This window comes from Candidatus Methylacidiphilales bacterium (genome assembly GCA_033875315.1).
GTDB lineage: Bacteria > Verrucomicrobiota > Verrucomicrobiia > Methylacidiphilales > CAZTYG01 > JANRJG01.
In genome coordinates, this window is the sequence record JANRJG010000026.1 from 1 (window position 1) to 21,687 (window position 21,687).

20 protein-coding genes are annotated in these 21,687 nt (G+C 61.2%); 8 read left to right on the forward strand and 12 right to left on the reverse strand.

What is annotated here, in order from left to right; genetic code table 11:
• Positions 1-258 precede the first annotated feature (258 nt).
• From guaA to rsmI, 7 genes are read right to left on the reverse strand one after another with little or no spacing between them, the layout of a single operon-like run.
• Positions 259-1,797 (reverse strand): glutamine-hydrolyzing GMP synthase, encoded by a 1,539-nt coding sequence (gene guaA, locus SFU85_07810; protein ID MDX6766680.1) that lies wholly within the window; start codon positions 1,795-1,797, stop codon positions 259-261.
• Between the two features lie 8 nt (positions 1,798-1,805).
• On the reverse strand, positions 1,806-2,039 hold the full coding sequence (locus SFU85_07815; GenBank protein MDX6766681.1) for a hypothetical protein: 234 nt from the start codon (positions 2,037-2,039) through the stop codon (positions 1,806-1,808).
• Positions 2,036-2,806 (reverse strand): TonB family protein, encoded by a 771-nt coding sequence (locus tag SFU85_07820; GenBank protein ID MDX6766682.1) that lies wholly within the window; start codon positions 2,804-2,806, stop codon positions 2,036-2,038. Before SFU85_07820 ends, SFU85_07815 begins: the two co-directional genes overlap by 4 nt.
• A 4-nt stretch (positions 2,807-2,810) precedes the next feature.
• Positions 2,811-3,173: a biopolymer transporter ExbD gene (locus SFU85_07825; protein MDX6766683.1), complete on the reverse strand. Its 363-nt coding sequence runs from the start codon at positions 3,171-3,173 to the stop codon at positions 2,811-2,813.
• A 41-nt stretch (positions 3,174-3,214) separates the two neighbouring features.
• A complete protein-coding gene (locus SFU85_07830; protein ID MDX6766684.1) occupies positions 3,215-3,895 on the reverse strand; it encodes a MotA/TolQ/ExbB proton channel family protein in 681 nt (226 codons plus the stop codon).
• A gap of 37 nt (positions 3,896-3,932) precedes the next feature.
• Entirely contained in the window at positions 3,933-4,541 is a 609-nt protein-coding gene (locus SFU85_07835; protein MDX6766685.1) for a hypothetical protein, read from the reverse strand.
• A 32-nt stretch (positions 4,542-4,573) separates the two neighbouring features.
• Positions 4,574-5,263: a 16S rRNA (cytidine(1402)-2'-O)-methyltransferase gene (rsmI, locus tag SFU85_07840; protein MDX6766686.1), complete on the reverse strand. Its 690-nt coding sequence runs from the start codon at positions 5,261-5,263 to the stop codon at positions 4,574-4,576.
• A 108-nt stretch (positions 5,264-5,371) separates the two neighbouring features.
• Between rsmI and pyk the strand changes: the two genes are divergently transcribed.
• The 8 genes from pyk (at position 5,372) to SFU85_07880 (ending at position 16,146) form a co-directional block, all read left to right on the forward strand.
• The gene (gene pyk, locus SFU85_07845) at positions 5,372-6,775 is read left to right on the forward strand and encodes a pyruvate kinase (GenBank protein ID MDX6766687.1); all 1,404 of its coding nucleotides are present in this window, start codon (positions 5,372-5,374) and stop codon (positions 6,773-6,775) included.
• Between the two features lie 116 nt (positions 6,776-6,891).
• Positions 6,892-9,756, forward strand: coding sequence for a response regulator (locus SFU85_07850; GenBank protein ID MDX6766688.1), 2,865 nt, complete (start codon positions 6,892-6,894; stop codon positions 9,754-9,756).
• Positions 9,753-10,883 (forward strand): response regulator, encoded by a 1,131-nt coding sequence (locus tag SFU85_07855; protein ID MDX6766689.1) that lies wholly within the window; start codon positions 9,753-9,755, stop codon positions 10,881-10,883. The genes SFU85_07850 and SFU85_07855 overlap by 4 nt, the downstream gene beginning before the upstream one ends.
• A 42-nt stretch (positions 10,884-10,925) precedes the next feature.
• Entirely contained in the window at positions 10,926-11,300 is a 375-nt protein-coding gene (locus tag SFU85_07860) for a response regulator (protein MDX6766690.1), read from the forward strand.
• A gap of 103 nt (positions 11,301-11,403) precedes the next feature.
• Positions 11,404-13,365 (forward strand): DEAD/DEAH box helicase, encoded by a 1,962-nt coding sequence (locus tag SFU85_07865; protein MDX6766691.1) that lies wholly within the window; start codon positions 11,404-11,406, stop codon positions 13,363-13,365.
• A 105-nt stretch (positions 13,366-13,470) separates the two neighbouring features.
• Positions 13,471-15,192, forward strand: coding sequence for a SulP family inorganic anion transporter (locus tag SFU85_07870; protein MDX6766692.1), 1,722 nt, complete (start codon positions 13,471-13,473; stop codon positions 15,190-15,192).
• A 125-nt stretch (positions 15,193-15,317) separates the two neighbouring features.
• Entirely contained in the window at positions 15,318-15,671 is a 354-nt protein-coding gene (locus tag SFU85_07875) for a metalloregulator ArsR/SmtB family transcription factor (protein ID MDX6766693.1), read from the forward strand.
• 19 nt (positions 15,672-15,690) lie between these two features.
• Positions 15,691-16,146 carry an arsenate reductase ArsC gene (locus tag SFU85_07880; protein MDX6766694.1) on the forward strand — a complete coding sequence of 152 codons (456 nt, stop codon included), beginning with the start codon at positions 15,691-15,693 and terminating at the stop codon, positions 16,144-16,146.
• Between the two features lie 22 nt (positions 16,147-16,168).
• Here SFU85_07880 and phoU read toward each other — a convergent pair whose 3' ends face one another.
• The 5 genes from phoU to SFU85_07905 are packed head-to-tail and all read right to left on the reverse strand — an operon-like array spanning position 16,169 to position 21,382.
• A complete protein-coding gene (gene phoU, locus SFU85_07885) occupies positions 16,169-16,912 on the reverse strand; it encodes a phosphate signaling complex protein PhoU (GenBank protein ID MDX6766695.1) in 744 nt (247 codons plus the stop codon).
• The gene (gene pstB, locus SFU85_07890; GenBank protein ID MDX6766696.1) at positions 16,909-17,754 is read right to left on the reverse strand and encodes a phosphate ABC transporter ATP-binding protein PstB; all 846 of its coding nucleotides are present in this window, start codon (positions 17,752-17,754) and stop codon (positions 16,909-16,911) included. Before pstB ends, phoU begins: the two co-directional genes overlap by 4 nt.
• Before the next feature lie 56 nt (positions 17,755-17,810).
• Positions 17,811-18,860 carry a phosphate ABC transporter permease PstA gene (gene pstA / locus SFU85_07895; GenBank protein ID MDX6766697.1) on the reverse strand — a complete coding sequence of 350 codons (1,050 nt, stop codon included), beginning with the start codon at positions 18,858-18,860 and terminating at the stop codon, positions 17,811-17,813.
• Between the two features lie 7 nt (positions 18,861-18,867).
• Complete coding sequence (locus tag SFU85_07900) at positions 18,868-20,547, reverse strand: ABC transporter permease subunit (GenBank protein ID MDX6766698.1); 1,680 nt, start codon at positions 20,545-20,547, stop codon at positions 18,868-18,870.
• Positions 20,548-20,581: 34 nt separating this feature from the next.
• On the reverse strand, positions 20,582-21,382 hold the full coding sequence (locus SFU85_07905) for a phosphate ABC transporter substrate-binding protein (protein ID MDX6766699.1): 801 nt from the start codon (positions 21,380-21,382) through the stop codon (positions 20,582-20,584).
• Positions 21,383-21,687 lie beyond the last annotated feature (305 nt).

The window sequence follows — 21,687 nt, forward strand, 5'->3', positions numbered from 1 at the left end:
TCTTACGCCGGGCTTGTGCAAGAACCTACGAAGAACTCATGCGGGCGGTCGCAGACTGCTTGTCACTGTTCACTCCACAAGAATGTATCAACTACTTCACTCATGCACATTATGTGTCTATATGATCCGGAAATGCTCTAAATACCCGGCCTGATTCCCTTTTCCCAAGAAACACCTTCCGTATTCCCCTGCATAGGCAATCAGTCAAGAACCCCAAAGCTGTCTTGCCCTGATACCTTCGCTATCTTCTGTTCAATCCTATTCCCACTCAATCGTCGCCGGCGGTTTGGAGGAGATGTCGTAGCAGACACGGTTGACGCCCTTGACCTCGTTGATGATGCGGGTGGAAATTCTCCCCAACACCTCGTAAGGCATCTTGGCCCAGTCGGCGGTCATGGCGTCCTGGCTTTCGACAATGCGCAGCGCGATGGTCCAGTCGTAGGTCCGTTCGTCGCCCATCACCCCGACGCTGCGCACGGGCAGGAGGACGGCGAAGGACTGCCAGACCTTGTAATACCAACCGGATTGTTTCATTTCGTCGACCACCACGGCATCGGCGTTGCGCAGGATTTCGAGCTTTTCCTTGTCGATCGGTCCAAGGCAGCGCACGGCCAGACCGGGGCCGGGGAAAGGCTGGCGCCAGACCATCTCGCGGGGCAGTCCCAGTGCCTCGCCGACGGCACGGACCTCGTCCTTGAAAAGTTCTTTCAGGGGCTCGACCAATTTGAACTTCATGTTCTTGGGCAGGCCGCCGACATTGTGGTGCGACTTGATGAGGGCGGCGGGATTGCCGTCGATGGCCACGCTCTCGATGATGTCGGGATAGAGGGTGCCCTGGCCGAGGAACTTGGCCTTGCCGACGGACTTGGTGGCGGCCTCGAAAACGCGGATGAATTCCCCGCCGATGATCTTGCGCTTTTTCTCGGGGTCGGACACCCCTTTCAACTTGGTGAGAAACCGGGCCGAGGCGTCGACGACCTTGAGTTTGAGTCCGAGGCCGTTGGCGAAGATGCGCTTGACGCTCTCGACTTCCTTCGCGCGCATGAGGCCGTTGTCCACGAGGATGCAGACGAGTTGTTTGCCGATGGCACGGTGGATGAGGGCGGCGGCCACGCTGGAATCAACCCCGCCACTGAGGCCGAGGATGACGCGCTCGCCACCGACCTGTTCTCGGATGTCGGCGACGCTTTTGTCGATGAACGACTCCATCGTCCAGGAGGGCTGGCAGCCGCAGACCTGAAAGACGAAATTTTTCAGGATGTCACGGCCGCGCGGGGTGTGGGCGACCTCCGGGTGGAACTGCATACCGTAGACGTTGCCGTTCTGGACCACGGCATAGGGGGAGTTGTCGGTGGCGGCAACGGTCTTGAAACCCAAGGGGAGCTGGGTGACTTTGTCGCCGTGGCTGTTCCAAATGTCGAGCTTGCGGGGCAGGCCCTTGAAGAGATCGCAGTCGGTCTTGAGGTCGAGGACGCCGCGACCGTATTCGCGGTGTTCGCTGCGCTGGACCTTGCCGCCGAGGTGGTGGGCCAGCAGCTGCATGCCATAGCAGATGCCGAGGGTGGGGAGGCCCAGGGTGAAGATTTTTTTGTCGGGCTGGGGGGCCTTGCGGGCGTAGACACTGGCCGGACCGCCGGAGAGGATGATGCCCTTGGGTTGAAGGGCACGGATTTTTTCCGCCGGGGTGTGATAGGGTAGGATTTCGGAATAAACCTGGCATTCGCGGATGCGGCGGGCGATGACCTGGGTGTATTGGGAGCCGAAGTCGAGGATGAGGATGCGGTCGTTGGGTTGCATGATGTTGTTCAGGGGAGAAAAGATTCGGGGATCGTGTTACGCACCCCACAGGAAGGGCAGCGGGTGTGGCGCATCTGGCCTTCGAACGGCACCGGTTGCGCGCAGATTCGGCAGGGAAAGGTGGGCCGGTCGCGCCGGAACTGACGCTGGGCGTTCCATAGGACAATTAACCATGCACCCAGAATGGCCGCAAGGAAAACCAAGACATAGACAACAAAGAAATCCGGGAGGCTGAGGGTCATGGCTGTTTGGGCGTGGCGGGCGCGAGTTTTTCGTTGAGATCCCAGAAGATGGAAACCCGTCCCCAGTCGGACTCGGCCCCGCCACTGCGTGGATTGAACATCCATCCCTGCACGGCCTGCACCGCCGACTGGTCGACTGTGCCGTCACCGCAGGATTCCTCCACCACCGCGGAGATGACCGCCCCGCTGCGGTCGACACCGATTCCGAGAACGGTGATTTTCAGGGAGAGGTCGGTGCGGGGTTGCGGCAGACCCGGGCGGCTGAGAAGCTTGCGCTCGGCCAGCTTGCCCTCGGTGCGGAAGGTTGTCCCGCTCAAGGGGGGTGGGGATTCCACCCGGATGGGCATCGGATTGGGGGGCGTTCCTGTGATCAAACGGTCGGCCTGTTGGGACAAGGTGGCCGGAAGGTCGCGCGGGAGCGCAAAAGGCTTGGGGGGCGGTGCCATGGCGTTTTCCGTCCCGACGGCCGGAAGTTCCACCTCGGCCATGGAGGGTTCCTGTAGGGGTGTCCAAGGCAGGGCGATGGAGGTTGGATCACGCCAATCCAGCCACTGCGTCCAGTTATCTCCCATGGCCCCCTCGGACTGCAGACGGGGGTCGATGAATTTGAATTGCCGCGGACGATCGGCGTAGGCCCGGGTCTTGACCGGGTCGATGCGGAAGACCAGGAAACCCGCCATGTGGACAAGGAGGGAAGCAAAAATGATCAGACCGAGCCAGCGACGCTGGGGCGGCATGATTTGTTCCCAGATTTCATGGGGTGTCATGGGTTCATCCCCCCGGCTTGGTGGCCACCACCACGGCCACGCCGGCTGACAAGGCCATGCTCATGACCTCGGTGACCAAACCGTGGGTCACCGCGGCATCGGCCCGCAGCACCACCGTCGCATCCGGCTTGGAACGGGCGATGCGGCGGAATTCGTTTTCCAGTTGGGCCAGATCGGTGACCTTGTCGTTGAGAAAAATCATCGGGGGATTCTGGGCCGAGATGTTGACGATGAATTGGATGTCCCGCACCCCGCTGTTGGAAACGCCCCGGGGGGGCGAAACCTTGATACCGGGCTGGAGGACAAAGCTGGAACTGAGGATGAAAAAAATCAGCAGCAGGAGAACCACGTCGATCAACGGGGTCATGTCCAGTGGACCCTGGAAAGCATGGACAGAACGTCGCAGTTTCACGGCTGTGCGGCCGGGAGCTTGGCCGCAACAACGGGTTCAGAGGCGGCGGCGGGACCGGATGAAAGCTTGAGCAACTGGACAATCTCGATCCCGCTGCGTTCCATATCGGTGATAAGAGTGTTGAGGCGGCTGATGAGGTAATGGTGGGCCACATAGGCGGGGATGGCCACGCAAAGTCCGCCGGCAGTCGTGATCAGCGCTTCCCAGATGCCCCCGGCCAGATCGCTGATCGGTGCCGCACCCATGGAATGGTTCATGTTCATGAAGGTGGAAATCATGCCGACCACCGTTCCCAGCAGTCCCAACAGGGGGGAAATCTGGGCGACCATCCCCAGGAGGGGCAGGTGGGCTTCCAGTGCGGGAACCTGGAGTTGGGCCACTTCCCGGGTCAATTCTTTCAGGTCGTCTTTGCCCAGGTTCCGTTTCATCAACGCCGCCTGCACAACCCGCACCGCAGGACCGTAGGCCTCGTCGCAACGCTCCAAAGCCTCCTCGTGTTTGCCCTGCCGGACCAGGTTCGCGATGCCTTTGAGAAAGGGCTCCACCGGCATCGAACAACGGTGGAAGTGGATCAAGCGCTCCACGAACACCCCCAGACCGACAACGCTGCAAGCAAAGAGCGCCCACATGATCGGGCCGCCCAACTGGATGATTTCAAAAACTCCGGAGGTCGTCATGGACTGGAATCAGGGGTGGGGTGGCCGCTGGCCGGGATCACCAAACAAATGAACGTTCCTGCGCCACGATCTTGCCATCACGGACCACAGAAATCCGCCAGGAGTGGACATCGCCATATTCACGATATTCCTTCCCCGTGACTGAAAAGGTACCCTTGAACGATCCCCGGGCTTTGGGGAACGGAATCTCCAAGGTGCGCACTTGATCACGGGTCGCCGACTGGCGGTAATCCAGACGCAGGACAAAATCCGCCACCGCACCGTGGTTGGCCCAAGACACAACGAAATACTGTCCCCGACGGCCCATCCTCTGCGACTCAGTGATGGCGCCGTGGTCGAAGTACTTGAATTCGTAGGCCAGGGAGCGGCTTTTGCCGGCCGAGGTTTTTTCGGGATCGTTGAGGAAATCGTAAATTTTGCGGATCGAGACGACCTTGTCCGGTTCCACAGCCAGTTCCCAAGGCTGGTTGCCTGCGGCTGATTTCTCCACCTCCACCGGTTGTTCGGCGGCGCTGGCAGCCGGTTTTTGCTGGCCCTCGCCTTCCGCATTGAAGGCGGCCCCGGATGACTCCGGAAGCTTGGCTTCCTCCGCCCGGCACATGGGCACGGTGAGTAACAGGGCCAGTATCAGGAAAACGCTGCGCATCCGAGCGTAATAGCTCTCCCGCCCCCCCTCTGTCAATGACCACCCTCGCCCGCGCTTCCAGCCACCACGAAGGTGATTTCCCCACGGACCTTGCCCTTCAGGAAATGGGCCAGCAACTCGGAAGCGGGTCCCCTCCGGATTTCCTCGAATTTTTTGGTCAACTCCCGGGCCACGCACACCGTCCGCTCCGGCAAGACCAGGACACAATCCTCCAGCGTTCGCAAAAGGCGGTAGGGCGACTCAAAATAAACACTGGTGCTGTCTCGCGCCCCCGCGGCCGCCAATTCCGTCCTCCGGGCCCCGCCCTTGACCGGTAAAAACCCCCCGAAATAAAACGGGGTGATTTTCATGCCCGAAGCAACGAGGGCGTGCAGCACCGCCGACGGACCCGGCACCACCTCGATATCCACCCCCGCGCGCACGCAGGACCGGATCAAACGCTCCCCCGGGTCGGACACCCCGGGCATGCCCGCATCGCTGACCAGCGCGATCTTGCCTCCATCCTGGAGGCGTTGCAAAAACTCCGCCTGTCTCTGGCTCTCGTTGAATTTGTGGTAACTCTGCTGCGGCACCGAGATGCCAAAATGGTGCAAGAGCAAGCCCGTGTGCCGGGTGTCTTCCGCGGCGACCAGGTCCACCTCCTTCAACACCCGCAGGGCCCGGACCGTGATGTCCTCCAAATTTCCGATCGGCGTCCCAACCACGTAGAGTTTTCCTGCCATTTCTCCCGATTATCCTCCCGCCGCGGAAACAACAGCTTTTTCGTTGATAGGTGCAACCCCGCCGTCTTATTCATTGCCGGGAACCCCGCATTCTGCCAATCAGGTACCATGCGGCGCACAAAAATCATCGCCACCCTCGGGCCGGCCACGGAGAACCCGGAAACCATCCGCGAAATGATCCGACTCGGTGTCAACATTTTCCGCCTCAACATGTCCCATGCCACCCACGCCTGGGTCCGCACCATCGTCCCGGTCATCCGGGAAGCCGCCACCTCCCTCCGGCGCAACACGGCCATCCTCATGGACACCCAAGGGCCCGCCATCCGCACCGGCGACTTGCCGACCAAACTCGACCTCAAGGTCGGTGACAAATTCACCTTCACCGTCCGCGGGACCCAGTCCGAGGAGGTTTTCTCCGTCGACACCAATTACGACGATCTGGTCAACGACATCAAAGTCGGCGACATCGTCCTGGTCGACAATGGTGTCATCCACATGATCGTGCGGGAAAAGAAGGACAACGCCCTCGTCTGCGAAGTCCTCACCCCCGGCACCCTCGGCAGCCGGCGCCACATCAACCTTCCCGGAGTTCGGGTCAACCTCCCCTGCCTCACGGAAAAAGACCTCGCCGACCTCAAGGTCGGCATCGAATGCCAGGTGGATTGGGTCGCCCTGTCCTTCGTGCGCGAGGGCGCGGACATCACCAAGCTGCGCGAAGTCCTGGCAGCGGACGGAGGCGGTGACATCGCGGTCATGGCCAAAATCGAAGACCAGTCCGCGGTCAAGAACATCGGCGAAATCGTGGATGCCGCCGACGCCATCATGGTGGCCCGAGGGGATCTGGGCATCGAATGGCCCTACGAGGAACTGCCCATCGTCCAGCGCCGCATCGTCAAACACTGCATCCGCAAGGTCAAACCGGTTGTTGTCGCCACCCACATGCTGGAAAGCATGATCTCCAGCCCGGTTCCCACCCGGGCCGAGATCACCGACGTCGCCAACGCCGTCTTCGAGCAGGCCGACGCCATCATGCTCTCCGGGGAAACCACCGTGGGCAAGTATCCCCTGCGCTGCGTCGAGGTGCTGGACCGTGTGGCCCAGCGGATCGAACGCAGTGGTGGCATCAACTTCCATCAGGAGATCCAGGTCGAGGCTCCCCGCGACCAGGTATCCGCCTCGGCGGTCCACTTGGCCAACCAAGTGGGGGCTGATGCCCTCTTTGTCTTCACCCGCACCGGACGCATCGCCCGCATAGTCGCCGGTCTGCGCCCGGTCTGTCCCATCATGGCCTTCACCCCGGACCGACGGCTTTCCCGCCGTCTCTGCCTCCTCCACGGCATCTACGCCCATACCCTGGCCTTCGACGAATCCCCCCTGGCCACCATCGAACTCGCCGAAGAACACATCCGCGGCCACCAATTCATGCCCCCCGATGCCAAAGTCGTCATCGTCACGGAAATGCTCGTCAATCAGAAAAGGTTCTGGACCGCCCAACTGCGCACCTTGGGTTGATTTTTTCTCGGTGGGTTGATTTTCAAGGTCCCTCCCCGAACCGTCACAATTTAAACACATCTTCGCCACAATCGGGGTGCATTGCTTGTTTCCGGTCCCTCGTGGACCGGTTGCGCATGTCCACCACCCAAACCAGTCCAAGCCCCACGCACCGGACGGCCTCTTTCCAGACCCCCAGTCTGCCCGTGGCCCTGACGGTTCCTCTTTCCGGGGATCACGGCCAATCTGATACCGTCCTGCGCGATGCCCTCACCCACCAGACCGGGAAGGTATCCACTCCCGTGCGTGACCGCTACTCTCCCGGAATCAAGGTCGACTGGGCCAACCTCGTTGATTCCACCGCCACCCTCCCTTTCAACATCACCCTGGACCAAGTCCAACAGTTCTACCGCGAACATCCGACGGAAAAATACGCCGCGGTGCTCGACCGCGACCGCATCGTCGGCCTCTGCTCGGAATTGAGCATCTCGCGCAAACTCACCGTCAGCCGCGGCCTCGGCTACCACGTCTATTCCAAGACCAGCCTCGAACGACACCTTGAACCCACATTCCTCACCATCCAACGCGGCACCCCCGTGCGCGACGTCCTCTTTCGAGTCATGTCCCGGACCGAGGGTTTTTTCGACGATGTCATCCTGACCGATGAACGCGGCAAGTATCTGGGCCTCATCCGCACCCAGACCATGATGCTGCTCCAACACCGCATCAGCCAGCAACAGGTCGATGACCTCGAATCCCTGACCCTCAAGCTCAGCGACAACAACATCGAGCTCGAACGCGCCCGTGACACCGCCATGCAGGCGGCTGAAATGAAATCCACCTTCCTGGCCAACATGAGCCATGAGATCCGCACCCCGCTCAACGGAATTCTCGGGATGATCAAGATCCTCATGCGGACCGAACTGGTCCCGCAACAGCGGCGCTACGCCACCACCGTTCTCAATTCCGCCAACGCCCTCCTCACCATCCTCAATGACATCCTCGACTTCTCCAAGATCGAGGCTGGGAAGATGACCTTTGAGCAGATCAACTTCGACCTTTCCGATGTCGTCGAGGAATGTGTCCAGTTGCTATCCGAACGCGCCCGCGAGAAAAAAATCCAGATCTTCAGCTGGATCGACCTCCAAGCCAAAACCCGCATCGTCTCGGATTCCAGCCGCCTCCGCCAGGTCATCCTCAATCTTGCCTCCAATGCGGTCAAATTCACCGAGAACGGCGAAGTCGTCGTCCGCATCGACCAGGAAAAAGAATCACCCACCCACGTCACCCTGCGGGTCTCGGTCAAAGACACCGGCATCGGCGTCACCCCCGAAGTCCGCGAGCGCCTCTTCCGCCCGTTCGAACAGGGCGACCGTGCCACCAACCGCAAATTCGGCGGCACCGGACTCGGACTGGCCATCTGCAAACGCATCGTGGAAATGCTCGGCGGATCTATCGGCTGCGAGAGCGAACTGGGCAAGGGATCCACTTTCTGGTTCCTCATCGATCTGCCCAAACAGGCCGACACCGACCATTTGGCCGCCCGCCGCGAAGAAGACCTCTGGGGACTTCGCATGCTGATCGTTGACTCCAGCACCACGTTTGGTTCCTACCTCGAGCAACACATGGGCCGATGGAAGGTCGTTTCCCGCATCACCCACGATTCCGCCCATGCCTTGGACATTGCCCGATCCCAGGCCGACCGCGGCACCCTCTTCGACGCAGTCATCGTGGATTACCATCTCGAACCGATGAACGGCCTGGAACTGGCCCGCCATTTCCAAGCGGATCCCCGCCTGGCCCGTTCCCGTTTCATTCTCCTGACCTCCTTCGAAAACGAATTGTCCGCCGACACCTTGGCCCAGGCGGGTGTGGCGGGCACCCTGCCCAAACCCCTCAAGCCCTCCGAACTTTATGACAAGCTGGCGGAAAGCCTCCGCTCGCAACCGGAAAACCGACACATCGTCTCCGCAGTGGAATCGCAAGTGCCCAAGTCGGTTCCCGTAGTGCTTTCCACCCCGACTCCCATCCCCGCTCCGGAGCCCCGAACCCGGGAAATCTCCCCGGCCGCCGTGCCGGCCCCACCGGCCCTCGCCACCACCCAACAAGAACGCGCCTGCCCCCCCCTCAACCTCCTTTTGGTCGAGGACAGCGAGGTCAACCGCGAAGTCGCCATCATCCTGCTCAGCAGTTGGGGCCACACCGTCGAGACCGCGGAAAACGGACGCGTCGCCGTCACCATGCTTCAGGACCGCACCTTCGACGGTATCCTCATGGACTGCCAGATGCCGGAAATGGATGGTTACGAAGCTACCAAAGTCATCCGCGATCCCTCCAGCAGGGTCCTCGACCATGATGTGCCCATCGTGGCCATGACGGCCAACGCCATGCCTGGCGACCGGGAGATCTGCATACGCGCCGGCATGAACGACTACGTCGGCAAGCCGATCGACGAGGGCGAACTTTTACAGTCCCTGTTCAGGGTGGCCAGGAACAAAACCCAGCGGGCCGGAAGCGCGACCACCGCTCAACCCATGACCCCGGCTCCCAATCCGGTTGATTCGCTCGAATCCGCATTCACCCGGTCCGTGCCCAGCCTCGCCGTGGCAGCTCCACCCATGGATTCCACACCCAATGTAGTGACGGCCGGGGCCCCTTCGGACCCGGTGGAAGAGGAGGATGATGACGCCCCTTATTTCCCCGCGCGCCTGATGAGCCTGTTCCTCAACGAAACCAGCTCACGTCTGGCCGAACTGCGTGAATCTCTCCAGCGCGAAGACATGATCGTGGTCCAGCGCATCGCCCACACGATCAAAGGAACGGCGGGCAACTTCCGCGCCCACCGACTTTACGAAATCACACGCCAAATCGAAAAACTGTCCCGTGACCACGACATCCAGGCCATCTGGCCCCTGATGGGCCAGGCCGAGGAAACCTTCCAGAACGTCAAAACCAAATACCTCCAGTCGGTAGCCTATCAACCCGGAGAAACCCCATCATGAGCACTATCCCCGATCTAAATGCCGATTCCACGGTCTACCTCTTCGACGGACGCCAACAAAATGGCCCCATGCCTTACGCCGACCTGTGGGCCCTGGCCCGTTCCGGCAAGCTGCCCAATCACGCCTTTTTCTGGTCCCCCGGCATGGCCGACTGGCTCCCGGTCAGCCGCCTGCCCGTCCTACGCACCCCAGGCGTCACTGCCTCACCCTGCGTACTCGTCATCGACGATGATGTCATCATGTCGGAGATGATCTCGGAATTGATCCGACAGCATAAAATCGAGGCTGTGACCGCCGACGACTTCGGTCCCGCCTGCCAGATCCTCGAAGAGCGCGGTTTGGACAAATTCGACGCCGTCATCACCGACTTCGAAATGCCCGGTGGCACGGGCGTGGAATTGGTCCGTTGGATCAAGCAGCGCGACCGCTCGCTCCAGGTCATCATGCTCACGGCCCAGGACAACAAGGAAGTGGTCAAGCTTTCGCTCCGCTCCGGGGTGGTCGATTTCCTGGAAAAACCCGTGCGTAAATCCGCCCTCATGAACGCCCTGGATTCCGCCATCAGCCAGACCCTCCGCCAGCGCGAGGAACGGGCCGCCTTCATGGAAATGGTCCGCCAGCGCCTCGTCGGCAAGGGCGTCCTTGCTGAACAGGTGATGAAGGAGCTGATCTTCCGGGAATCCGGCCTTTCCAACCTTCTGACCAAGCTTGATGCCATCAGCCGGTATACCGCCCAGCTCGAACAGTCCGGCACCTCCATCCTCCCCGGCTCCGAAGTTCCCCAGGGTTCCGGCCCCTTCAGCGGTGTCTTGGGCGAGCTCAGCGTCATGGACATCCTCCAGATGCTCATCCAGTCCCACAAAACCGGTGAGCTCAAAATCTCCCGCACCGACCGCACCTTCGTCGGCTCAGCCTACCTCGACGACGGCAGCATCATCCACGCCGCCTCCGGTCCGGACCAGGGACACGAGGCCCTCAAGAGCCTGTTGCAGTGCAATCGTGGTTACTTCAGCTTCGATTACGGCTCCGAACCCCAGCGTCGCACCATCCAAGCCCACGGCATCTCCTCCCTCCTCCAGGTCACCTCGGAAATCGACATCAAAAAAGGCAGCCTCGTTGCCGCCTGAACAGTTGCATTGCCCGCCGATTAGCCTACAACAAGCGCATTCATGAGCCGAATATTGATCATTGAAGACAGTGACTCGATGCGCGAGCAACTCGTCATGCTTCTATCAGACCTGAACCACAACTTATCGACCGCTTCCAACGGGCTCGAAGCGGTGCAAGTTGTGCGCCAGTCCGCCCCCTTCGATCTCATGATCACCGACATGTTCATGCCCGAAATGGACGGCATTGAGGCCATCGAGCAGATCAAGTCCCTCCAACCCGACATCAAAATCATCGCCATCTCCGGCGGCGGATTGGGCATGTCCGGTGCCGCCATGCTGGAGATTGCCGACGGACTCGGGGCCCAGAAGACCCTGCCCAAGCCTTTCCAACCGGAAGAACTGCGGCTGGCGGTGGAACAAGCCCTGGCCGCCTGAACCCACCTCCCTTCAATCAATGGAGTGGGATTAAAAAAAGTCCGCGCCTCGGTTTCCACCTTTCCGCATTGGACTCCCGCCCAAATAGCCGTATTCCAGCAGGGTGTTCGAGATTCTCAACCGCCTCGTCCTGCCCGATACCTGGCAGGCCGAGGCCATCCAACACGCCCGTTCCGGGCGCGATGTCGTCCTCGACGCCCCAACCGGGGCCGGGAAGACCTTTGTGGTCGAGAAACTCGTCGATTCCGGAACCTATTCCCGCCAGGTCATCTACACCGCACCCACCCGTGCCCTGGCCAATGACAAATTCGCCGAGTGGAAGCGCAAAGGGTGGCGGGTGGGGATCACCACCGGCGATCTGACCCTCGACCCCGACAGCCCGGTCCTCGTCGGCACCCTGGAGGCCGTCCAACGCCGGGCCCTCGATGCTCCCCCCGATCTCCTCGTGCTGGATGAGTACCAATGGCTCGCCCATCCCGAGCGGGGCAACCACTACGAGGGCCTCCTCATGGCCCTGCCCACCCGCGTCCGCCTGCTCCTGCTCAGCGGATCGGTGGCCAATCCGGGCGAAGTCACTGCATGGCTGCGCCGCCTCGGCCGCGCGGCCGAGACCGTCAGCCACCGCGAACGCCCGGTGCCGCTGGAGGAAGTCGACGGCGACGCCCTGGCCAAGCGCGTCCCCAGTGGCATTGAGGGATTCTGGGCCCGCTGCCTCACCGGCGCTCTGCGCGACGACCTCGGTCCCGTACTCGTCTTCGCCCCCCACCGGAAAGACGCTGAAAAAATCGCCCGCGGCCTGGCCCGCGAACTCCCACCCTGCACACCCTTGGAGTTAAGTCCGGATCAACTCGCTCTCGCCGGCACCGATCTGGCCCGGGTGCTGTCCCAGCGGGTGGCCTGGCACCACAGCGGCATGACCTACACCCAGCGCGCCGGACTGGTTGAACCCCTGGCCAAAGCCGGACAATTGCGCGCGGTCGTCTCCACCCTCGGCCTCGGCTCCGGCATCAACTTTTCCCTCCGGTCCGTCCTCATCACCCAGGGGACCTACCATCAGGACGGCGTCCCCCGCGACATTCCTCCCCAGGACATCCTGCAAATGGCAGGCCGGGCCGGACGCCGGGGAAAGGACGAAATCGGTTACTTCATCGCCACCCGCAACGCCCCACGTCTCGGCCAGGGGCGGGCCATGCCCCTCAAACGCGCCCCCGCCCTCCCCTGGGCCGTCCTCCTCCGCTCGATCGGTTCCGCCGACGACCCACGCCAGGAATCCCTCCGCTGGGCCGGTCGCTTTTTCGCCCGTGAACCGCTGCGACTGGGCTGCGAACAAACCCTCGGCGACGATCCCTCCCAACTGCCCTGCCGCCTGGCCACCGACACCGCTCGGGCCCGTCTGGTCCGTCGTTCCAAGCGTCCCTTCAAGCCTTGCCGCACCTGTCCCCAAAGGTCCCAGTGCCTGCAACTACCACCCGGTCCCACCCTCCTCTGGCAATGGACCCGTGCCGGTTTGCTCAACAAATCCCTCCGCCTGACTCCGCGCGGGGCCATCGTCTCCTCCTTCCTCGGCCCCGAGGGACTGGCTCTGGCCGCCATTGTCGAAGATCCCAACTACGAGCCCGCCGAGGCCATCCTCGATCTGATCAATCTCTTTGCCGGCGACCGCTTCGCCGGAGCCGAACCCCGCTGGGCCGGACCCCTGGCCCGGAGCTGTCAGAAAATCTACGGCAACCTGCAAATCGACGGCTACCTCGAGAGTGGTGTCCCGCCCACCTATGGCTTCGGGGCCTGCCAGATCCTGCGCGATCTCCTCAACCGCCAGCAACGCAAGGCCCAGCTCGCCGGGGAACACGCCGGGGTGGGTGACATCGACCGTCTGCTGATCGAATGGCGCAGCCTCCTGCGCCAGATCCTCGCCGCCCCGCCTGTGGAACTCCCACGATGGAACGAACTCCGCGAACAGGCGGGCCACTGGCTGGAATTGTCACCCGCCCCTCCCCCCGTGGAACTCCCCCCGCTCACGGCCTCGCAAACCGGTCCCGTCAATCACCGCATCCGCTGGGGCTGAATCCTCCCGCGATTATTCGGGTGGCGAATGTCCCCATAAGCAGGAAGCTTGGGGCGGAATGGTATTGGCGGGGAAGTCCTGATGGGGCATTCTATCATCGCCTTCATGGCCCGACTATCTCATCCGGTTGTTTTCCGCCCCCGGCTTTTGGAACTTTTCCAGAAGAACGGACCGCGCCCTTCACTATCGAAGGAAATCCTTGCCGGCATGACGGTCGGCCTGATCGCCCTGCCCCTGGCCCTCGCCCTCGGCATCGCCAGCATCCCCCCGGGCGTCACCACCCCACTGCCCGCCCCGGCCCTCGGCATCTTCACCGCCATCATCGCGGGCCTGCTCATCAGTGCCCTCGGAGGCAGCCGGGTGCAAATTGGCGGCCCCACGGCCGCATTCGTGCCCATCATCCTCCTCATTGTCCAGGAACACGGCTACGCCGGGCTCTTGATGGCCACGATGATGGCCGGGATCATCCTCATCCTCATGGGTCTGGCCCGCATGGGCACGTTGATCAAATTCATCCCCTGGCCGGTGACCAGCGGATTCACCACCGGCATCGCCGTGGCCATCATGCTGACCCAGGTGCCCGATTTCGCGGGCCTGGACACCGCGGGCGGCATCCCACGCGAATTTGAAGCCAAGATCCCCTGGTTCTGGCAACACCTGCCCTCGCTGGACACCCGCACACTCGTGCTGGCCGTGACTTGCACGGCCGTGATCTTCCTCTGGCCCCGCCTCAAATTCCCCCGCGTCCCGGGATCCATCGTGGCCATGGTCGCCGCCACCCTCTTCGTCTCCCTGACGGGATGGGACGTGGCCACGGTCGGAAGCAAGTTCGGTCCGCACGCCATCCCCTCGGGCCTGCCCTTTCCGGCCCTGCCGGAATTCCACTGGGATCTGGTACGCAGCCTTCTCGGTCCCGCCACCGCCATCGCCCTCCTCGGGGCCATCGAATCCCTCCTGTCCGCTGTGGTGGCCGATGGGCTCACCGGCGACCGTCATGACAGCAACACCGAGTTGATCGCGCAGGGTCTGGCCAACCTTGTCTGCCCGTTCTTCGGCGGTCTGCCGGCCACCGGAGCCATCGCCCGCACTTCGGCCAACGTCAACAATGGCGGCAAGACCCCTCTGGCGGGCATGGTCCATGCCCTAACCCTGTTGGGCGTCATCCTGCTGGCCTCCAAATGGGCCGCCTACATCCCCATGGCCGCCATGTCGGCCGTGCTCGTCACCGTGGCCCTGCGCATGGGGGAATGGCATGAACTGACCCGCGTGAGGAAGATGCCGGCCAGCGACGCCCTGGTGCTCTTCACCACCTTCGGCTTGACCGTGGTTTTCGACCTGGTGGTGGCGGTGGAGGTCGGCATGGTCCTGGCCGCCATCCTCTACATCAAACGGGTGTCGGAGACGACCGAGGTCAGCCGCGTGACGGGCGATGATGAATTGGAAAGTCCCGAGCAAATGGCCCAGGGCAAGGAGATCCCTCCCGGGGTGCTGGTTTACCGCATTTTCGGCCCCTTCCTCTTTGGCGCGGCAGAGAAGATGGAAGACGCCCTGGCCAGCGTGGACGAGTGGCCCCGGGTGCTGGTGCTGCGGCTGCATCTGGTCTCGGCCATGGACGCCACCGGACTCAACGCCCTGGAAAGCATCGTCGAACGCCTGAAGCAACGCGGGGGCACGGTCATCCTCAGTGGCATCCACCGCCAACCGCTCGAATTGTTGCGCAAAGCCGGCTTCATCACCGTCATCGGCCGGGAAAACTTCTGCGCCACCTTCGACGACGCCCTCCAACGTGCCCGCGAAATCGTGGGGCCTCCCACCGCCCAGGACTGATTTTTTTCCTATCGTATTCGAGCCCGGACTTCCGCGTCGTCCACCACCCCCTCACCGAACTCCCCCCAAAAACAACGCCACTCCTTGACACCGTCTTGTATTTGGTTAATTTGCCAAATATACAAATGAAGTCCGCAGGCAACAAGTCGGCCCGGAAAACGAGATTGTCGCATGATCTCAACGGAGCGCGGGCGGCGGTGGTCAAGGCCCTGGCCCACCCCTCGCGCATGCTCATCGCCGACGCCCTGGTGCGCGGGGAGAAGACGGTTTGTGAACTGACAGGTCTGGTCGGTTCGGATATTTCCACTGTATCAAAACACCTCGCGTTGATGAAGGACGCGGGTTTGGTCGTGAGCGACAAACGCGGACTGAATAGTTTCTACCGTCTGACCTGTCCCTGTCTGGGCGATTTCTTCTGCTGCATCGATTCGATGGCCCGCAGCCGTGCCCGCAAACTCACCGCAGCACTCGAAGCCTGAAGCAATCTGTTTATTTTCCATGAAACCCCATCGCGTTCTCATCCTTTGCACCGGAAATTCCTGCCGCAGCCACATGGCCGAGGGCATTCTTCGCCACGAGGCGGGAGATCTTTTGGAAGTACACAGCGCCGGCTCCAAGCCAGCGGGCTATGTCCATCCCAAGGCCATCCAAGTTCTTTCGGAAATCGGGATTGATCTCTCCTCCCACACATCCAAGCACATGAACGACTTTCTTGACCGGGAGATCCACACCGTGATCACGGTCTGTGGAAACGCCGACCAAGCCTGCCCGATTTATCCCGGACAAGTCGAACGGCACCACTGGGGATTCGACGATCCCGCCCATGCGACCGGGAGCGAGGAGGAAATTCTGGGAGAATTCCGCCGGGTGCGGGATGAAATCCGGCGGGTTTTTGCAGCCTATGCCGCAGGTTGGAAGGCCGCCCGACGGCGGTATGGAGCGACTTCCGACTGATTCCGCACGCGAAAGCGGGAGGTCAGATTTTCGACTGGCCCGAGGCGCCGCGGTGGCGGATGTCCTGCGCAGTGTAAAGGTAGACCACATCCTGGGCCAGGTTCTTGGCATAGTCGCCCACACGCTCAAGGCTGCGCGAAACAAACATGAGGTGGAGGCAGGCGGGAATGTGGGCCGGGTCGGCCACCATGGCCGAGTAGAGGGCCGCCTCGTTGGCCTTATTGATGGCGTCCACTTCCTTGTCCCGACCGACCAAGGCCCGGGCACTGTCGGGATCGACGTCGACAAAGGCGACAATCGCCTCCCGCATCATGGCCAGGACCAGATTGGCCAGTTTGGCGATCTCGAGGTTGACCGGAGGCTCGGGCAGGACGTTGAGCAGACGGGCCCGGCGGGCGATGGTCACCGCCTGGTCGGCGATACTCTCCAAGCTCTCGCACATCTTGGACGACATGATGGCCAGACGGCAGGTGGTGGCCATGGGGCCGTGGGTGGAAACATAGGTCACCACCAATTCATCGATTTCTATTTCCAAGCGGTCGATGACCGCGTCCTCGGATTCAACCAAATCGGCCTTGCCATCGTCGCGCGTCAGGAAAGCCTGGAGCGCGATGTTCAGATTTCGGTCGGTCAGGCTGGCCATCATCAGGAGATGGTCCTTGATGCGGAGGAGGGGACCGCGGAAGATGCCGCGGTTGTGTTCCAGTCGTTCGTTAATGGCCGCAGGGCGCTCGCCTGACGGCTGTGGTTGTTCGGGGGCGATCATCCGAAGCGGCCTGTGATGTAATCCTCGGTCTGCTGGTGGGCCGGGTTGGTGAAGATCTTCTCCTTCTGGTCGAACTCGATGAGCTTGCCGAGGTAGAAGAACGCGGTGTAATCGGAGCAACGGCCGGCCTGCTGCATGTTGTGGGTGACGATGACGATGGTGTAATCGCGCTTCAATTCGGCGATGAGATCCTCGACCTTGGCGGTGGCAATGGGATCTAGGGCGGAGCAGGGCTCGTCCATGAGGATGATATCGGGCTCGACGGCGATGGCACGGGCGATGCAGAGACGTTGCATCTGGCCGCCGGAGAGTCCGAGGGCGCTGTCCTGGAGGCGGTCCTTGACCTCGTCCCAAAGTGCGGCCCCGCGGAGGGCGCGTTCGACCACTTCGTCGAGGATGCCCCGGTCCTTGATGCCCTGCAGGCGGAGACCAAAGACGATGTTCTCGTAGATGGACTTGGGGAAGGGATTGGATTTTTGGAAGACCATGCCGACGCGTTTGCGCAACTCTATGACGTCGACTCCGGGGGAGTTGATGTCGACACCGGCAATCTTGATCGCGCCGGCCGTGATGCGGGCGCCGTCGATGAGGTCGTTCATACGGTTGAAACAACGCAAAAGGGTGGATTTGCCGCAACCAGAGGGACCGATGAAGGCGGTGACCATGCCCTTGGGGATTTCCAGGCTGATGTCGGTGAGCGCTTCCTTATTGGCGTATTTGAAGCCCAGAGACTCGACGGAGATGGCGGATTCGACTCCGTTCACGGTTTCATAGGCGCCGAGGGTGCCGGCGTAGGAGGCTCGGGTCTGTTCGGGGTAATCGCTCATACGGTTCATGGACATGGTGATGGTTCAGTGAGATGGGTAAGAATAAGGATAAGGACAGGAACAGGAGGGGTCTACCATTTGTATTTGCCCCGGACCTTGATACGGAGGACAACCGAGGCCAGGGCGATGATCATGACGAGGAAGAGGAAAACGAAGGCGGCGGCGTACTGCACCTTGGCGGTGTATTCGTTCTGCGGCACGCGGGCACTGACCACGAAGATGTGGTAGGGCAGGGCCATGACACCGTTGAAGAAGAAATCCGTCGCCTTCTGTACTTCCCAGGGGAGTTTGTCGCGGACGACGAAGGCGGCAGTGAACATGATGGGGGCGGTTTCCCCGGCCACGCGGGCGATACCAAGGACGGAGGAGGTCAGGATACCGGGGAGGGCGTAGGGCAGGACGTTCTGGCGGATGGTCTGCCACTTGGTGGCACCGAGAGCCAGGGACCCTTCACGGAAGCCCTGGGGGACGGCCCGGAGGGATTCCTCGGAGGCGGTGATGATGACGGGGAGTACCATGAAGGCCAGGGTGAACCAACCGGCCATGAGGGAAACGTTCCAGTTGAAGAAAATCACGAACATGGCGTAGCCGAACATGCCGAAAACAATCGAGGGCACCCCGGCGAGGTTCATGATGGCCAAGCGGAGCAATTCGATGACGCGGCCGCGGTTGCTGTATTCGCTCAGGTAGATGGCACTGAGGATGCCGAGCACCATGGCGATGGTCATGGAGCCGACGACCAAGAGGACGGTGCCGACGATGCAGGGGAAAATCCCCCCGGCGGCATACACATAGGTGGTGTGATTGGCGATGGTGGCCTCGGGGTGGTCCTTGGTGAAGGCACGGTAGGCGCGGTCGCCCAGTTCCTGAACGGTGCCATCGTTGAACTTGAGGATATGGAGGGTCTCCGGGCTTTCGGTCAGGAACTTGATGTTGATGAAGGGGAACTCCGGCACGATCATTTCGCGCCCGCCCTTGATCGTGATGTCGAGGAAGATATAGGTGGCGGCGGCCAGGACCAGATAGGTACCCAAGCGCAACACCCATTTGGCCAGAGTTTCGCGGATTTTGGCCGAGGTGAGGCGGGATTGGAATATGGTGGGGTCGGCTGTGGAATTCATGGTGGATTCAGCCGACGCTGATGCGGTAGCGCTTGACGATCAATTGGGCGACGTAGTTGATGGCCAAGGATATGAGGAAAAGCATGATGGCGAGCATGAAGAGGGCGCGGTATTGCAGCACCCCCTTGGGCACCTCGGGGACTTCCTGGGCAATGATGCCGGTCATGGTGTGCACCGGGAGAAAGAGCGCGCCCAAGCCCTGGGTGAAATCGGGGATCTGGATGCGATTGCCCGCGCACATCAGCACGACCATGGTTTCGCCGATCACCCGGCCGAAGCCCAGAAGGACCGCAGAGATGATCCCGGAGAGAGCGGCGGGCACAATGATGCGGACGATGGTCTGGAGGCGGTTGGCCCCCAGGGCGTAGGAGGCTTCTTTGAAGGCCCGGGGGACGTTGTTGAGTGCGTCTTCGGATAGGGTGAAGATGGTCGGCACGGCCATGAGGGCGAGCAGCAACCCGGCGGTCATGATGTTGAGTCGTTCGGAAATCGGGAAAAAGGGCACCCATTTGACCAGCGGAGCCAGGACGCTGTGAAAAATCCCCAGAAGCCCATGGGTCCAAGAGGGCCAGGTCGCCAAAACGGACTCCGTCAACGGCGCGCCCTGCGTGAGCCAGCGGATGGTTTCACCAAGTACAGCGATGCCGAAGAAACCGAGCACGACGGAGGGGATGGCGGAAATGAACTCGATGTACGGTTTGATCAAACGGGCCTCGGTGGGCCCGGCCAGTTGGTTGATGTAAATGGCCGCACCGACCCCGAACGGCACGGCGACGAGAAGCGCAGTGAAGCTGATGGAGAGCGAACCCACAAACAGCGGCAGGAAGCCATACCAATCCTGCCAGAAGCTCTGGGTGACCCATTTGGGGCCGAGGATGAAGGCGGTGAGGGCCTCAAAAGTGCCCACTTCCCGGGCCGGATTCCATTTACGCATGCGGGACTCGGTGTCGGGGAACGATTGAACGTACCTGTTCACTCCCGACTGGAACTTGCGCAGTTTCGCGTCGGTGTCGGCATCGTTGGTGATCGGCAGAACAGCGGAAATCTCCCGCAGGCGGATGGAGAACGCCTGGTTGACTTCCTCGTAGCGCGATTGGAAGGCACGGACCTGGGCCACTTCGGCCAGGAGGTTGATTTCTTCACCGGGTGCCTTTTCACCGGCGGGGTTGTTTTTGTAGGCCAGCGCCTCGTTCTGGCGGTTGGTCCAACGTTCTTTGATTCCTGCGGCGGTCGTGGTCATGTCGCGCAGGAGGGCATCGAGGGGGATGACCGCCTCGTCGAAATCCCGCAGGAGCGAGGAGAGCGGGGCCATGCGGGTCGCGATCCGCGCAGGGTCGACACCCCGTGCTTTGAGGTCGGCGGTTTTTTCCTGGCGGATCCTCTGCAGGTTGCGCAGGAGCATGCCGTGGGCGGTGTGCTGATCCCGGACGTAGTCGACATACTCCAATCCAGCCTGGCGGTAGACGACCATGCTCTGCCAATGCTGGGGGAAAAAACCCAGACCTTCGCGGAACAGCGAAAAGGTGATCAGGCCCAGAACCACCACGGCAACGGCGGCGTTGCCGAAGAAAAACTTCCGGATGATTTCGTCGCTGTCAAAGCCGAAGATCCGCGTCTTGTTCTTGCGAAGGATGGATTCCTTGAGCGGGCGCTGGTCGAGCCGCTTGATATGGGAAGCCGCATTCATCTCGAAGTCGATCGTTCAGCGCCCGAAATGATTCTTACTCTGCGACCTGGACGGTGAAGGGGGCATCACCGGGAACGAAGTGGACCTGTTCGGTGACCTTGTGGCCCTCAGGGGTGAAGATGAAATTTATGAATTTTTCGCCCAAACCCGAAGGTTTTCCGTTGGTGTAGAAATAATTAGGACGGAAGTAGGGGTAGGTTTTGTTGAGCACCGTCTCCCGGCTGGGGGTGATGAGGGTGCCGCCCACGTCGATGGGCACGATTTTGATCCCGGCTGCCCCGAAATAGGCGATACCCACATAGCCGATACCCAGGGCATTCTTGCCAACTTCAGCGGCGATTTGCTCGTGTCCGGCCATCTTCTGGGAACTGGGGGCGTAATCCCGTTTGCTCATGGCCAGATCCTTGAAGTCCTGATAAGTGCCGGAGGCGGTGTTACGGGTGTAGATGGAGATGGTGCCAGCTGTTCCGCCGACATCGGCCCAGTCGGTGATGTCGCCGGTGAAGATCTGCTCGACTTGGCGCTTGGTCAGGGAAGGGATCGGATTGGAGGCGTTGACGATGACCCCCAGGGCATCGAAGCAAACGATGGTTTCGTGCATGTCGACCCCCTTGGCCTTGGCCGCGGAAATTTCCGTCGACTTGGCCCGGCGGCTGGACATGGCGATTTCGCAGGTGCCATCGGTGATGGCGGCAATGCCCGTGGTGGAACCTTCGGCGGCGATTTCGAAAGTGGTATCGGGATTTTGGGCCTTGAAGGCCTCGGCCAGCATCGGAACCCACTTGGCCCCCAGAGTGTCAGATCCCTTGATGACCAATTTTTCGGCCCGAAGCACCGGGCAAAGCAAAAGCAAGATTGAGGCTAGGACTGGATACGTGGATTTGTTCATAATGAGTTTCCTCTCCGCTTACGTCTTGGGGAAAGACTGGGGACATCCCGGTCATCCTTCAAGAGTATCAGCGGGTAGTATGTTGAATTTATTGAGGTTGGGTATTACACTACTGATTTGATCGTTTTTAATTGTGCGGTCAAGAGGGACTCTGAGTTCAAACCCTCAAACACCTTGGTTCAGTCAAACTCATGCGAATTGCAAATTGCTGAGCTTATAAGACAAACCCGTGACATGATCGTCACTTTGTC